General features: G+C 72.3%; 10 protein-coding genes. 7 read left to right on the forward strand and 3 right to left on the reverse strand.

The window, feature by feature from the left end:
* Positions 1-2,096: hypothetical protein (locus tag POL25_RS17770; protein ID WP_272087265.1), on the reverse strand; the 2,096-nt coding region annotated here is incomplete at its 3' end.
* 58 nt (positions 2,097-2,154) lie between these two features.
* On the opposite strand from POL25_RS17770, the gene POL25_RS17775 reads away from it, so the two are divergent.
* Both POL25_RS17775 and POL25_RS17780 read left to right on the forward strand, forming a co-directional pair.
* Positions 2,155-2,889, forward strand: coding sequence for an SOS response-associated peptidase (locus tag POL25_RS17775; protein ID WP_272087266.1), 735 nt, complete (start codon positions 2,155-2,157; stop codon positions 2,887-2,889).
* A gap of 459 nt (positions 2,890-3,348) precedes the next feature.
* The gene (locus POL25_RS17780) at positions 3,349-4,344 is read left to right on the forward strand and encodes a hypothetical protein (protein ID WP_272087267.1); all 996 of its coding nucleotides are present in this window, start codon (positions 3,349-3,351) and stop codon (positions 4,342-4,344) included.
* A 53-nt stretch (positions 4,345-4,397) separates the two neighbouring features.
* Here the strand turns inward: POL25_RS17780 and POL25_RS17785 are convergent, their stop codons facing one another.
* Together POL25_RS17785 and POL25_RS17790 are read right to left on the reverse strand one after the other, a co-directional pair.
* Positions 4,398-5,489 (reverse strand): RNA ligase (ATP), encoded by a 1,092-nt coding sequence (locus tag POL25_RS17785; protein WP_272087268.1) that lies wholly within the window; start codon positions 5,487-5,489, stop codon positions 4,398-4,400.
* Positions 5,490-5,920: 431 nt separating this feature from the next.
* Positions 5,921-7,201, reverse strand: coding sequence for an erythromycin esterase family protein (locus POL25_RS17790; RefSeq protein ID WP_272087269.1), 1,281 nt, complete (start codon positions 7,199-7,201; stop codon positions 5,921-5,923).
* Between the two features lie 305 nt (positions 7,202-7,506).
* Between POL25_RS17790 and POL25_RS17795 the strand changes: the two genes are divergently transcribed.
* The 5 genes from POL25_RS17795 (at position 7,507) to POL25_RS17815 (ending at position 14,060) form a co-directional block, all read left to right on the forward strand.
* Entirely contained in the window at positions 7,507-8,463 is a 957-nt protein-coding gene (locus tag POL25_RS17795) for a hypothetical protein (protein WP_272087270.1), read from the forward strand.
* Positions 8,464-8,835: 372 nt separating this feature from the next.
* Complete coding sequence (locus POL25_RS17800) at positions 8,836-9,582, forward strand: hypothetical protein (protein WP_272087271.1); 747 nt, start codon at positions 8,836-8,838, stop codon at positions 9,580-9,582.
* A 13-nt stretch (positions 9,583-9,595) separates the two neighbouring features.
* A complete protein-coding gene (locus tag POL25_RS17805; protein WP_272087272.1) occupies positions 9,596-10,882 on the forward strand; it encodes an endonuclease/exonuclease/phosphatase family protein in 1,287 nt (428 codons plus the stop codon).
* A 37-nt stretch (positions 10,883-10,919) separates the two neighbouring features.
* Positions 10,920-11,759 (forward strand): rhomboid family intramembrane serine protease, encoded by an 840-nt coding sequence (locus tag POL25_RS17810; protein ID WP_272087273.1) that lies wholly within the window; start codon positions 10,920-10,922, stop codon positions 11,757-11,759.
* 102 nt (positions 11,760-11,861) lie between these two features.
* Entirely contained in the window at positions 11,862-14,060 is a 2,199-nt protein-coding gene (locus tag POL25_RS17815) for a RelA/SpoT family protein (protein WP_272087274.1), read from the forward strand.
* Positions 14,061-14,167 lie beyond the last annotated feature (107 nt).

Below are 14,167 nucleotides of genomic sequence, written 5' to 3' on the forward strand. Positions count from 1 at the left end.
TCGTAATGGTGGGAGGAGTCACCTTCGGGCCGCGGCGCGAGGGCCCCGTGGTAGCCGCGGAGCAGCCGCTTCTGGACCATGTCGCGGTGGACATGGATGCGCTCGAGCGCGGCCCGCCGCTCGGCTTCGGTCGGCACCAGCACGAGGATGTCGGCCTCGGGCTCGGCCAGGATCAGGGCCTCGCACAGGGCGATGGTGACCGGGCGGAAGCCGCAGATCAGCACCCGCTTCAGCGGGAGGTGCGGCTCGCGGGCGAAGGGCGGGGCGTCGGTGACGGTGTGCAGGGCGGCGGCCTCCTGGTCTTCGGACCAGACGGCGCCGTCGGGCTCGCGCCGCAGCGCCTCGGAGAACTCGCGCACGTGGGCGAAGCTGGGGGCGAGCGCGACGAAGCCGTTGCAAGTGGGGGCGATGGCGCCGGCGGGGCGGTCGTCGCCGCCGATGGCGACGCCGAGGTCGGGCATGCCGAGCTCGTCGACCTCTTCGTAGAGGAGGCCGATCGGGACCAGCCGCTGCCGCCGCGGCAACATCCGCGCCCGCCGCGTCAGTTGGTTCATCGCCGCGTGCGGCTCGGCCGCCAGCTGCGGCGGGGTCTCGCAGCTGTAGCTGAGCTCCGGCTGGTCGAAGAAGCAGGTGTAGATCTCGTGGCCGGTGCAGGTCAGCAGTTCGGCGAGCAGCGGGCCGATGCCGGCGGTGCGGCCGACGCAGGCGAGGAACAGCGCGATCATGCGATCGACGACGACGATGAAGGCCCGCAGCTCGCCGCCGCCCGAGGCCAGCGCGGCCCAGGCGGCCGGGACGTTGCGCTCGTCGAGGATCTCGGCGATGAGCAGCTTGCCGCGCCCGCGCTGGTGGGTGAGGTGGCCGTCGGTGACGCGGGCTGTCCTTCGGGACCTGTTCTTTTGGACCTGTACGTTCGAACCGGTGACGGCGCCCTCCTCGGGGTCGGCGGGGCTCGGGTCGCGCAGGCCCTCGACGATCGCCAGCGAGGCGCGGATGGTCTCGGCGTCGGGCTCGGCGGCGGAGGTGTCGGCCAGCAGCACGACCCGCTGGGCCACGGCGATGTCGGCGCGGTGCATGAACGCCTCGTCGGTGGCGCTGCCGTGGCGGTAGACGATGCGTGCCAGCTCGCTGCGGCGCAGGAAATCGGGCCGCTCGGGGCTGGTGCCGACGACGACGTAGCGCGGGCCCATCAGCGCCCGCCGCACGTTGTCGAGCAGGAGCACGAACCACCAGCGCGACAGCGGCCGCACGTCCTGCGGCAGCAGCTTTTGGTAGTAGCGCATCAGCTCCTCGAGCAGCTGACGGGTGGCGGCGGTGATGTTGACGATCACCGTGTGCCCGTGCAGGCCGGGCGGCCGCAGCTGGCTCAGCTCCATCATCTCGCGCACGACGTCGCTGCCTAGACCGATGAGGAAGCTGACGAGGAACAGGCCGGCGACGGTGAGCCACAGGCTGATGATGACGACGCTGGCAGCGGAGGGCGCGGCCATCATGTTGCCGGGATCCTGGATCTGCCGGAACGCCCACCACAGCTTGGTGAAGAAGTCGTGGTCGTCGCGGTCGACCACGCCGTCCTCGTCGTAGTCGACGCCGCGATCGTCGACCTCGCTCTGCTGCAGGAACAGCGCGCCCGCGAACGACAGCAGGCCGACGACCATCGCCATGACGACGACCTGCCGGGCCCGCTCGCGCCGCAGCATGACGGTGCGCAGGTCCTTCATCAGCGGGGCCCAGTAGCCGAGCAGGACCACGAATCGCAGCAGGCGGAGGCTCCGCATCCACGGCGAGGCACGCGGGTCGATCGGCAAGAAGCTGACGAGGGCGACGAGGTCGAGGGCCAGCAGCGCGAGCGCCCCGGGCCGCGGCAACCGCCAGCCGCGCTGCCGCGGGTCGTCGGCGGTCTCGCGCCGCACGGCCAGCAGGAGTCGTAGCGAGAACTCGAGCGCGAACAGCCCCAGCAGCAGCGGCTCGTACTGCTTGACCCACGGCTCGGGGATCAGGCTGAAGATGATCGCCGCGCTGAGCAGCAGCCTCACGCCGGCGCTGCCGAGGATCCGGCCGAGGCGCGCGAGTGCGGCGGAGGACCTTTCCGGCACGCGGGGAAAGATAACCGAGGGACTGGCCGAAGGGGCAATCCCGCGCGACACTCAAGTCATGTGCGGCCGCTACACGCTGACGACCCCCGACCTCGAAGCGCTCGCGCGCGTGGTGCAGGCGGAGATCTCGCCGGAGCTGCGCGAAGCGTACCGCCCGCGCTACAACATCGCGCCGACGCAGGCGACGACGATCGTGTACGCGGCGCCGGAAGAGGGCCGGCGGCTCGATTTGGGCCTGTGGGGCGTGCACCTCGCGGGCAACCGCCCGGGGGCACAGATCAACGTGCGCGCAGAATCGGCCGCGACGGCGCCAGGCTCGCGCGAGCTGTTCGCGCGCGGCCGCTGCGGGGTCCTGGCCGACGGGTTCTACGAGTGGTCAGGCCCGAAGGAGCACCGCCAGCCGCACTGGTTCCACACGCCCGGCGGCCGCCTGATCGTGTTCGCGGGCCTCTATCAGGACGTGCGCGACGAGGCGACGGGCGAGGTGACGCGGAGGTTCGCGATCCTGACGACGGGGGCGAACCTCACGGTCGGGCGCCACCACGATCGCATGCCGGCGATCGTGCCGCGCGGGCAGCTCGGCCGCTGGCTGGCACCGCTGCCGCGCACTGCCAACATGGCCGAAAAGACAGCTCTGGCGCACCTGCTGGGCCCGGCGCCCGACGACATGCTGGTCGACTCCCCCGTGTCGACGCGGGTCAACAGCCCGCGCTTCGACGACCCGAGCTGCCTCGAGCCCGAACCGACGCTGCTCGAGGACGAGAGCGAGGCGCCGCGCGGCCGCTCGAAGTGACGGGCGGCGAGACATCGCAGGCGCGTCAGGCTGCGAGCTCGGCCGAGGCGCGGCATCACCCGTGGGCTTGCGACCCGGGATGTCGCGCCGCGAGCGGGCTCGACCGGCGCGAGAGCAACATGTCTCTTGCGACATGTGAGCACGCTCGACATTGGGGGAGAGGTGTCGGCGCTCGGTGACTCTCGCGACAAGCGCTCCCGCGAGCGAGCTCGACCGGGGTGAGGGGCACATGTCTCTTGCGACATGCGAGCGCGCGCTCGAGGGCGAACGCTCGGGGGATGCCGCGCTCGTCGGGGGTCGTCTCACTTTGGAGGCTGGGGCGCGTGGGCGAGCGCGACCGGCGATCTGCAGTTCGGGGGTGCGCGGGAATCATATGTCCTTCAGGACATGTCTCGAAGAGCGGTGAGCCTGGCCACATCGGCGAGATCGGGCGGCCTCTCGCCGCGTTCGGCCCGGGGCATGTCGTCCACGCGCCTGTTCATCCGCGCCCTCGCGCTCGCGTTGCCCTTCTGCGGCGCCGCCCTCACGTCGCCCGCGATCACGCTGGGCACCTGCGGCGAGCAGGTCGAGCGGATGCGCCGGAGCTTCGCCGACCTGGAAGGGCGGCTCGGGGGTCCGCACGTGCAGCGCGAGGATTGGCCGTTGCCGGTGTCATCGGCCGGCGCGCCGATGCACGGGGCCGACGTGGGGCCGATCCTTTACGGACCGACCTCGGACCACGAATGGCCGGCGCTGGTGCAGGCCGTGGCGGCGCTCGAGGACGACCGCCGGCTCCGGCGCGCCAGCGGCGAAACGCGCCCGCCGGAGCCGATCTATCTGGCGCTGCGCAGCGATGTCCGCCTCGACAAGCACTGGTCCGCGCTGCAGCGGCTCGCCGGTGAATGGGAGCTGCGGCTGGTGGTCGCCTCGCCCGAGCCGGCGCTGCCGCGGCCGAGCGCGCCGGCGTGGGTGCGCGAGGCGCTGGCGGGGCGCACGTTGACGGCCCAGGCCGGCTTCGATCGCTTCGAGGAGCTGCGCGACGTGTGGGCGGCCGCCGATACCTGCCCGGCGACGGTCCACGTCGACACGCGCTTCGGCTTCGGCCCGCGGCAGATGATGCGGCTGTGGGCCGAGCGGGCCGAGGCGTGTCATTGCTTCTCGATCGACGAGGAGGCGCTGATCGCCGTGGCCTGGCGGGCGTTCGCTCCGCAGGGCGCGCCGCAGCGGTGGGTGCCGCTGCGGATCGCCGTCAGCGAGGCGGCCCGCCACCGGGCCGAGCGCGAGTACGGGACCGACTCGGTGCATTCGGAGGATCCGACTGCCATGTTGCTGCCGGGCGCGGCCACCGTGGAGCGGCTGCTCGCCTTGCTCACCGCCGATCGCGCGCCCACCATTCATTTCGGGGCGCCCAATCGCGGGCCGCTGTTCGATCCGCTGTTTGATTATACCGCCTGGGCCGGCAAGCGCCGGCGGTGAGCGGTGCGGCGAATCGCAGGCGACCTGCGATTCGCCGCACCCGGCGGCCCGCTTCAGTTGTACTCGGTGCCGCCGCTGCGCAGCAGGTACTTCTCGGACACGCTCTTGAGCTGGACCCGGCCGAGGTCGGGGTGACGGCGCTCGAGCTGCGGGCGCAGGACGATGCCTTCGCGGACGTGGAGGGCCTGGCCGGACACGGTCTCGCGGCCATCGGTGTGTTCAGCCATGGTCGCGCGGTTGAACGGGCCGCGGTAGAGCACGGGCACGCGCGGCAGCTCGAGCGCGCTGCAGGCGGCCTGCAGGTCGGCGTCGGACAGGAAGCCGCCCTGGCCGTACCAGCCGGTGTAGATGTCGAACACGCGGAACCCGAGGTGGCGGTCCTGATCGGTCTTCGAGCCGTAGGCCAGGTCCTGCACGCCGGCGCCGAACACCTCGCCGAGCACGAACACCGGGCGACCGGCGGCCAGCTCCTCGGCGAACACTCGCCCGGCGCGGGCCTCGAAGTCGAGGTGGCGGGCGACCCGGAGGTACAGGTTGTGCTGATTCTCGGTGGCGGCCGGCGTGAAGGCGAGGCCCTTGGCCGCGAGGCCCTTGCTGCTGACGATCAGCGGCCCGTGCTCGCCCGCGGCGTCGTTCGGCACCAGCCCGAGCTGGCACCACGTGCCGTGGATCTTCTCGGTGAAGACGACGGGCTCGCCCTCGACGAGGACGTCGGGGAAGGCCTTGACGTTCTCGATGTCGTACTTGACGCAGCGATCGGGGCCGGCGCCGTAGACGTGGCCGTTCATGTGCGACGGCACGGCCGGCTCATACTTGAGGATGCCGAGCTCGGCGGTGACGTCCTGGCCTTCGGACCAGGTCGGGCGGGCCGGGTAGACCAGGCCCTGCGACAGCACCCCGCGCAGCTTGATGGCCTTGACCCGGTTCGTGTCCTTGCCGGACAGCCGCCCCCGCAGGCCGAGCTCGTCGAGCAGCGGGTCGGGGACGATGGCCTGCTCCGGGATGTACGCGACGAGCTCTCCGCTGGTGAACTGGCCCTTGCGGACGATCGAGCGGTAGTCACCGACGCGGGCGATCTCGAGGGAATCAGCGTTGTCGTGCGGCTCGATGGCCACACGCACGACGTGGACGGCGAAGCTGGACATGATGCACCTGTGCTTTCGTGGACGAAGGTCCTGGCAATGCGAGGACACGGCGATACCCGACGTGTGCTCGCCGACGCGGCCGCGCTCGCGCGGTCGGGTCGGAATGTCACGAGCCGCGGCGGCCCGGACTAAAATCAGCGGACTGTCGCTGGGGCCCGATACGCTCCTGGCACGCGCGCAGCAGCCGTAAAGGCCGGGGCGTACGAGGATGCGCAAAACAAGCGGCGGGCGGCGAGCGACATGGAGAGACCCAGGGAGGGCGAGAGTATGCCGTGACCGGCCCGGGTGTCAATCCATCATGATCGCGCCACCGTCGATTCGGCCGCGGGCGCGAACTCGAACCGCCGGCCTGCGGACGACGGCGGCGAGGGGTCGCGGCCGAGAGATGTCCTGAAGGACAGATCGGCGGCCGGCTCGCGCCCGGCGATGAATCATAGCAGTTCGACGCAGCCGTCGGGACCCGGTCTGCCGAGGCCGGGGGCGAGGCCGGCGGCGGTGACGGTGGGGACCACGAGCAGGGCGTCGAAGGCGGTGGCCAGCGACTTGTAAGGGTCGTTGTAGCGGCTGGCGTCGACGGGATCGTAGGCGCCCTCGATGGCGCGAATGGCCGGCTTGCCGCCGAGGCTGCGCTGCAGGCTCGAGCCGCGCAGCAGGGTCGGGACGGCGAGCAGGGCCGGGCCGGCGAGGCCGGCGAACACGGCGTCGAAGCTGCCCGCACGGGCAGGTGGCAACTCGAGCGGGCACAGGCGGCCGTCGCTGCGCTCGAGCACGGCGCGGCCGCGCACGAACAGGCCGCCGATGGCGACGTAGGCCCGGCCGTGCCACTGCCGCAGGTACTCGCCGACCGAGGGCGCGCCGCCGGGGACGTCGGCGGCGGCGCGCCGGTTCTCGCCCCAGAAGAACAGCTTGTAGCCGGGGCCGCCGAGCTGCAGCGCGAGGTCGAGGTTGCGCGCGCGGTGGAACTCGGGGGCGTCGAAGGCCCAGCTCTCGGCCTGGTCGAGCAGCTGCACGGAGGCCTCGGCCTGCATGCGCGCGCGGGCGTAGGCGGAGGCGGAGCTGCGCTCGACGTAGGCGGGCCGCTGGGCGTCGAAGCGCTTGAGCAGGGCCGCGAGGCCGGGGCCGTCGCCGCCGCGCAGGATGGCGGTGGCGCGGGCGGCGTGGTCCGGATCGACCAACTCGAGGTAGCCGAGGTAGCCGCGCGCGACGCTGTCGAGCTCGCCAGGGTCGGTGCCGTGGACGTGCAACATGCCCTTCGGGCCAGCCGCGTTGTGGGCCCGCACGGCGGCGATGAAGTCGCGCAATTCGGCGGTGCGCAGGGCGGGCTCGTCGAGGTCGAGGAGGATGGCGTCGAGGGCGTCGAGGTCGGGCGCGCCGGCGGCGGTGGCCCAGGCGTCGAGGGCGAAGCCGGCCTTGATGCTGACGTCGAGGGCGAGGCCGGTGACGCCGTGATCGCGGACGAGGGCGAGGAAGAGGTCGCGCGCGAGGACGACGAACTCGTGCCCGCCGGCGAGCGGCCGCCCGAGGCCGATGATCCGGGCCTCGGCGAAGCGAGCGTTCAGCGGTTCGAGCGCGGCGGCGGCGATCGGCTGTCCAGGTTGGAGGGCGCCGCGAGCCGCGAGCGCGTCGAGCTCGGCGCGGGCGTCAGGGCGCAGGTTACGATTGCCGGCGCAGGCGGTGGCGAGGAGGAGGAGAGCGAGGGAGATCCGGCGCACGCGCGAGGAAGCTAGCACGGCCCCGCGACACTGGTGAATCGCGGCTCGCGTGCGTGCGAATCCAGGGAGACATGCGGACGAGATCTTGGGGCCGACGTCAGGCGACGCCAGGAACGGTGGATGTCCGCTGTAGGACGAGGAGGATCCGCCGGGCGCGGCAGCACGATCGTGACACGAGCGCCAGCTCCGGCGACCGTCGCAGCGAAGCCTCAGGGGAAGGGGCGTGGGGCCGGCTGGTTGACGATCGAACGCGGACGTGTACCATGCCGGCGATGCGACTCTTACGAATGGTTGTCCTGGTGAGCGTGGCCCTCGCGAGCATGGGCGAGGGCGAAGCAAAGGCGTGCTCCTGCCTGCGGCAGGGCTTCGGCGGCGGCAAGCTCTACGTCGGCGCGGGCGGCTCGGTGCCGGCGGACGCGGAGGGCTTCGCGTGGACCGGCGACGAGAAGCTGAGCAGCGCGAAGGGTCGCGTGACCGTGGTGCGCGTCGACGGCAAGAAGAAGGTGCCGGTCAAGCACACGATCGTCGAGAAGGGGCCGGTCGAGGTGATCGTGCCGGCCGCGAAGTTCAAGCCGGGCCAGGTGTTCGAGGTGACGGTGCGCGAGGGGCCGCTGGCGGCCGAGACCCGCAAGTCGCTCGACCCGGCGGCGGCCGACGTGCCGAAGCCCGAGACGACGACGACCGTGACGATCGCGGCCGGCCCGCTGGCGCTGCCGCAGGCGACGGTGACGGCGGGGGCGCCGGCGCAGGAGAAGATTCAAGTGGCCCACCCGGCCAGTTGCAGCGCAGAGGTGGCCGCGGCCACGGCGACCCTCAAGGTCGAGCTGCCGGCCGAGGCCGAGGCGATGCGTGAGTACCTGGTGTACGAGACGCGGGTCGACGGCGCGGTGTGGAACGCCAGCGCGGGGCTGTGCAATCACGTCGATCCGGGCCGGACGTGGACGGGCGAGGTCGGCACCGACAAGCTGTTCGTGGTCTGCGAGCAGCCCGAGGCGCTGAAGCCCGGTAAGCACAAGGTCGAGGTCGAGGTGGCTTCGCCCGATCGGGTGCACGTGATCACGACGCCGGCGGTCGAGCTCGAGCTGGCCTGCGCCGCCGCGCCGGACCCGACCCCGGAGCCGGCCACGCCGCCGCCGGGCTCGGAGCCGCAAGAGCCGCCGCCGGTGGCGAAGAAGGGCTGCAGCGTCGGCAACGACGCCGGGTTCGCGTGGGTGCTCGGGGTCGGGCTGCTGTTCGCCCGCCGCCGCCGTCGGGCCGCCTGAGCGAGGATGACTCCGCCGCGCCAGGCGGCGGGCTCGTGAGCGTCGCCCGGCACGAGGGTGCCGGGCGGCTGTCCCCGAGGACATGTGCATAGAGACATGTCCGAATGGCTTAGTCGTCGGTGAGTGATTCGACGGGTCCTGGGGCAGGTCGTGATCGACGTGACCTCGAGGACAGATGACGGTCGCCTCGCGGTCGAGGGCGTGAATCGACCTGACCGCGAGGACATGTTGTCGGGCGGGGTCGCACCGGGCCGCGCGAGACTCGCTGTGCAGGGTCTTCCAGGACGTGCCGGGCGCTGCTCGCTGCGTGCGGGTTCGCGCGCGGGCCGCTCATGACAAGGGACGGCGGAGCCGCTATCGTGGCGGGACCTCATGGTCGTGTCGAAGCTCCTGCTCGCTGTCGTGCTCGCTGCTCCGGGCGAAGAGGCGAGCGGTGCTTCGCCGGCGGCGGTCGACGGCACGGAGGCCGCAACCTCGACGTCGCCGACCCCGGCCGATCCGGCGGCTCCCGGGGCGCTGGTGCCGGCTCCGCCCGCGACCCGGCCGGCGGTGGTCGTGAGCTCGCCGGTGCGGCGGGCCAAGACGGGACGCGGGCTGCTGATCGCGGGCGGGGTGCTGACGGGGCTCGGGGTGGTCGGGCGGATCGGGCTCGAGGTGTTCTGGTCGACCGCGGCGCAGATCGTGCCGAACGATCCGTTCGCGCGCTGGAGCACCGCGAACCTGGTGTTCGTGACCAACTGGAACAACCTCATGTTCTTCGGGCCAGGTCTCGGGCTGCTGACCGCGGGGGCGTATCGCCGCGGCGGGCACGAGGCGGGGCTCGGCAAGCTGCGCGACGCCCGGCGCATGCGCCTGGTCGGGATCGGGCTGCTCGGCGGCGGGCTCGGGCTGTGGGCGCTGTCGCGGGCGCTGTTCCTGCCGATCGCCGACGCCTGCCCGAGCAACCGCTGCGCCTATACGACGCTCGAGACGACCTTCTGGGTCGGCGCGGGGGCGATCTTCGCCGGCGCGGCGCACCTGGCCTATGCGACAGGTTATTCGCGGGCCGCGGCGCGCGTCCAGGTCGCGCCGAGCCTGGGTCCGGGCTTCGCCGGGCTGGGCCTGACCGGCCGCTTCTGACGGAGGAACGCCGATGCACGCGCACCGCCTGACGCTCGCCGCCCTCCTGCTGCTCGCCCCGGCCTGCGCCGACGACGAGGTCCCCGGGGACCTCGGCTCGCGGCCGGAGGACGACGTGATGCTGATCGACAGCCCGGCGCTGCAGCACCTGGCGGCGGCGCTGCAGGACGGCGAGACGCTGCGCGTGAGCGACCTGTTCTTCGCCGAGCGGCTGCGCTTCGACGCGGCGCCCGATCCGTCGCCGTTGCTGGCAGCGCAGGCGAGCGAGCACGCCGGATTGCCGCCGCTGGCCGAGCCGGCGACGCTCAAGGTGCTGACGTACAACGTCGGGCTGCTGAATCGCTGGTACCCGTTCACCCACGTCGGCGTGCCGTATTACCGCGAGCGCCGGGCCGAGGCGCCGGGGCGGCTGCTCGCCGACGGCTGGGACGTGCTGTTCTTGCAGGAGGCGTGGGAGCTGGTCGACGTCGAGCGCTTCGCGGCCGAGGCGGAGCGGCAGGGCTATGCGATCTACGCCGGCAGCAAAGACAAGCACGTGCAGCACGGGCTGGTGATTCTGGTGCGCGAGGCGCTGATCGGCGCGGCGAAGCAGGAGTTCGGGGAGGAGCAATTCGCGGCCCAGCGGGAGATCGAGCTGTTCCCGGGGCCGGGGATCAAGCGCGGGCTCATCCGCTGGAGCTTCACGCACGCGCCGACCGGGCGGCGGATCCACCTTTATGCGACGCACCTGACCGCATTCCCCGAATTGTGGCAGGAGCGCGACGTGCAGGCGCGGGTGCTCGGCGGGCGAGCCAGCAGCCACGACGACGAGGACGTGGTGCTGATCGGCGGCGACTTCAACGCCGGGCCGTATTACCCCGACGATCGATTCGGCAGCACCGGCGAGGAGGTGCTGTCGGGCTGGTGGCACAACGCGATGATGTATCCGCTGATGCTGCACTACGGCGGGCTCTACGACAGCCGCAGCGCGCTGCAGCCGGCCGACGACGTGGCCCGCATGCAGCAGTTGTTGCTGCCGTTCGCGTTCGCGCCGTACCGCGACGAGCCGCTGGCGGGCCGCTGCGCGAGCATCCCGGCCGACACGTTCACCGGCACCGACTGCAACTCGCTGTACTTCCAGCAGTACGGGGCGACCGAGTACCCGGCGCGGCTCGACTACATCTTCGTCCGCGACGTCGCGCGGCACGCCCGCGTGGTGGCGACGGCGCTCGAGTACACCGAACCGCTCGACTTCGGGGCGGCCGGCGCGTTCGAGCTGTCCGATCATTACGGTCAGTCGGCGACGCTGCAGATCGAATGAAATAGCGCCGCGGGCCCGCGGGTTGTGCCCCGGCCGCATGCGACCCGCCGGCGTCATCCCCGAGTCGCGCCAGGCCCGGCGCTTCGCCGACTATCTGCGGACGCAGGGCATCGCCGCGCGGCTGGGCCCGGCGCGCGAGGGCTGGACGGTGTGGGTGATCGAGGAGGAGGCGCTGCCGCGGGCGCGCGACGAGCTGGCGTCGTTTTGCCGCGAGCCGGGCGCGGCCCGCTTCGCCGTGCCGCGCGAGGCCGTGCGGATCCGCCCCGAGACCCGACGGCGCGAGGCGACCGCCGCGGCGCTGCCCCGGGCGCCGGCGTGGTGGGCGTGGACGCTGTCGTCGCCGACGCCGTTGACGTGGGCGCTGCTGCTGCTGGCCGCGGTCGCGGCGCTGATGACCCGGCTCGGCGATCCGGCCGCGCCGCTGCTGACGCGGCTGCTGCCCGCGGCGAGCGGGCTGTCGGCGGGCGCGCCGGGGCCGTGGCTCACCCCCGTGATCGTCCATTCCGGGCCGCTGCACCTGCTGTTCGTGGCCGCCACGTGGCCCGAGCTGGCGCGCCGGTTCGAGGCCCGGCGCGGCACGCTCGCGCTGGCCGCGGCGGTGATCGGTTTCGGTCTCTTGGGCAATGTCGTTCAGACCATGTACTTCGGGACAGCTTGCATCGGCCTGTCGACGCCGGTGTTCGGGCTGCTCGGGCTCGCCGCCGCCGAGCGGCGCGGGGGCGCGGCGCGCGAGGCCGAGGTGGTGCTGGCGGCGGCCTGGCTCGGCGCCTGTCTCTTGGGACTGGTCGGTCCGGTCGGCGGCGCGGCCCACCTGGCGGCGCTGGCGGGCGGGGCGATCGTCGGCACGGTCGCGGCGCGGCTGCGGGCGCCGGACTGAGACTTTCGACGGCGATGCTCACCGCGGGACAGCCCGGGCCTGACGGGCCCGTGCGAGAATTTCGCTGGCGAGGGGGCGGGCCAGCGCCTATTGTCCGAGGGCATGGTCAAGGCGGCGGAGAGCAACCTCGACGGCTTGCGCGACAAGATCGCCAGTCGATACAGCGACGGCGCCGTGCTGGTCGGCAAGGCCCACGATCTGGCGGCCACGGGCGACGCGGCCGCGGCCCTGCGCGGGGTGGTCGCGGCCGACATGCTGACCGAGCTGCGCCTCGATCCGCCGGCCCTGGCGGCCGCGATGGTGGCCGACGCGGCGATCTCGGGCGCGATCAAGATCGAGGCGGTCGGCGAGGCGCTCGGGCCCGACGCGCAGGCGATCGTCGACGGCGTGCGTCGGGTGGCGATGATGCGCTGGGACCGGCCGGCCGGCGACGACGGCGAGAGCCTGCGCAAGATGTTCATGGCGATCGCCGCTGACGTGCGGGTGGTGATCGTGGCGCTGGCGCTGCGCCTCCGCGACATGCGCTCGCTGCGGAGCCGCGACGACGAGGCCGAGCGGCGGCGGATCGCCCGCGAGACGCTCGAGATCTACGCGCCGCTGGCCAACCGCCTCGGCATCTTCCACCTCAAGTGGGAGCTCGAGGACCTGTGCCTGCGGGAGCTCGAGCCGGACATCTACCGCCAGATCGGCGCGGCCCTGGCGGCCAAGCGGGACGAGCGCGACGGCATGATCCGCGACGCGATCCTGACGCTGCAGGCGCGCATCGAGGAGGCCGGCATCCACGGCAAGATCAGCGGCCGGCCCAAGCACATCTACAGCATCTACAAGAAGATGCAGCGCAAGCGGGTCGCGTTCGCCGAGATCTACGACGTCAGCGCGGTGCGGGTGCTGGTCGACTCGGTGCCCGACTGCTACGCGGTGCTCGGCATCGTCCACGGGCTGTGGACCCCGATCGCCGGCGAGTTCGACGACTACATCGCCCGCCCCAAGCCCAACGGCTACCAGTCGCTGCACACCGCGATCGTCGGCCCCGGCGGGCGCTCGCTCGAGGTCCAGATCCGCACCGCCGAGATGCACCAATTCGGCGAGTACGGCGTGGCCGCCCACTGGGCCTACAAAGAGAGCCGCAAGGCCGGGCGCATGGCCGACGCCAAGTTCAACTGGCTGCGGCAGCTGATCGACTGGCAGAAGGAGGTCACCGATCCGCACGACATGGTCGAGTCGCTCAAGACCGACATCTTCCAGGACCAGGTCTACGTGTTCACGCCCGGCGGCGACGTCATCGACCTGCCGGTCGGGGCGACGCCGGTCGACTTCGCCTACCGCGTGCACACCGACGTCGGCCACCGCTGCCGCGGGGCGCTGGTGAACGGCCAGATCGTGCCGCTGGACCACAAGCTGCAGACCGGCGACCGCATCGAGATCCTGACCCAAAAGACAGCCCAGCCGAGCCGCGATTGGTTGAGCCCGCAGCTCGGGTATGCGGCCACCTCGAGCGCGCGCCACAAGATCCGGCAGTGGTTCCGCCAGCAGGGCCGCGAGGCGGCGATCGTGCAGGGCCGCGAGTCGCTCGAGCGCGAGCTGAAGCGCCTCGGCATCGATCGCCCGCGCCACGACGAGTACGTCAAGCTGTTCGCCAATCACCACACGCCGGAGGAGCTGTTCTCGGCGATCGGGTTCGGCGACATCGCCACCCAGGCGGTGGCGGCCAAGATCCTCGACGCCGAGCGCGCGCAGCAGGAGGCGGCCAAGCTGGTGGCCGAGGCGGCCCGCCTGGCCGCGACGGCGACGTCGACGCATTCGGGGTCTGTCCCCGAGGCCAGCCCGAAGCGCCCGCCGAGCAAGCCGGGGGGCGCCGGCGGGGTCAGCGTCGAGGGCCAGGGCGGAGTGCTGAGCCACCCGGCCCGCTGCTGCACGCCGGTGCCGGGTGACGCGGTGATCGGCTATATCACCCGCGGCCGCGGCATCGCCATCCACCGCCGCGATTGCCCCAACATCCTCAGCAGCCCCGAGCCCGAGCGCCTGATCGAGATCGCGTGGGGCAACGAGAACCGCCGCCGCTATCCGGTGACGATCATGATCCAGGGCAGCGACCGTATCGGCCTGCTGCGCGACATCGTCGAGGTGTTCGCCGACCTCGGCATCAACGTCAGCGGGACGACGGTGACGACGAACAAGAAGGAGCAGTCGGCCTCGATCTCGGCCACGCTCGAGGTGTCAAGCAACGAGCAATTGGTGCGCGTGCTGACGAAGATCGAGCGGGTCCCGGGGGTCGAACGGGCGCGCCGGCAGGCGGGCTGAGCCGAGTTGGCCGGTGCTCCGCCTCCGGCGAGGAGATCCCCGGCGTTTCCGTCGATTGGTGGCAGGATCGTCGACAGGATCGTGGCCGAAAGGCCAGGCCGCCGGTT

It is taken from the genome of Nannocystis bainbridge (genome assembly GCF_028368995.1).
Lineage (GTDB): Bacteria > Myxococcota_A > Polyangia > Nannocystales > Nannocystaceae > Nannocystis > Nannocystis bainbridge.

Excerpts from the sequence above, each read along its gene's own strand:
- POL25_RS17785 (WP_272087268.1), bottom strand. The coding sequence starts at position 5,489 with ATGTCCAGCTTCGCCGTCCACGTCGTGCGTGTGGCCATCGAGCCGCAC.
- POL25_RS17800 (WP_272087271.1), top strand. The coding sequence starts at position 8,836 with ATGGTCGTGTCGAAGCTCCTGCTCGCTGTCGTGCTCGCTGCTCCGGGC.
- POL25_RS17775 (WP_272087266.1), top strand. The coding sequence starts at position 2,155 with ATGTGCGGCCGCTACACGCTGACGACCCCCGACCTCGAAGCGCTCGCG.
- POL25_RS17810 (WP_272087273.1), top strand. The coding sequence starts at position 10,920 with ATGCGACCCGCCGGCGTCATCCCCGAGTCGCGCCAGGCCCGGCGCTTC.
- POL25_RS17780 (WP_272087267.1), top strand. The coding sequence starts at position 3,349 with ATGTCGTCCACGCGCCTGTTCATCCGCGCCCTCGCGCTCGCGTTGCCC.
- POL25_RS17805 (WP_272087272.1), top strand. The coding sequence starts at position 9,596 with ATGCACGCGCACCGCCTGACGCTCGCCGCCCTCCTGCTGCTCGCCCCG.
- POL25_RS17815 (WP_272087274.1), top strand. The coding sequence starts at position 11,862 with ATGGTCAAGGCGGCGGAGAGCAACCTCGACGGCTTGCGCGACAAGATC.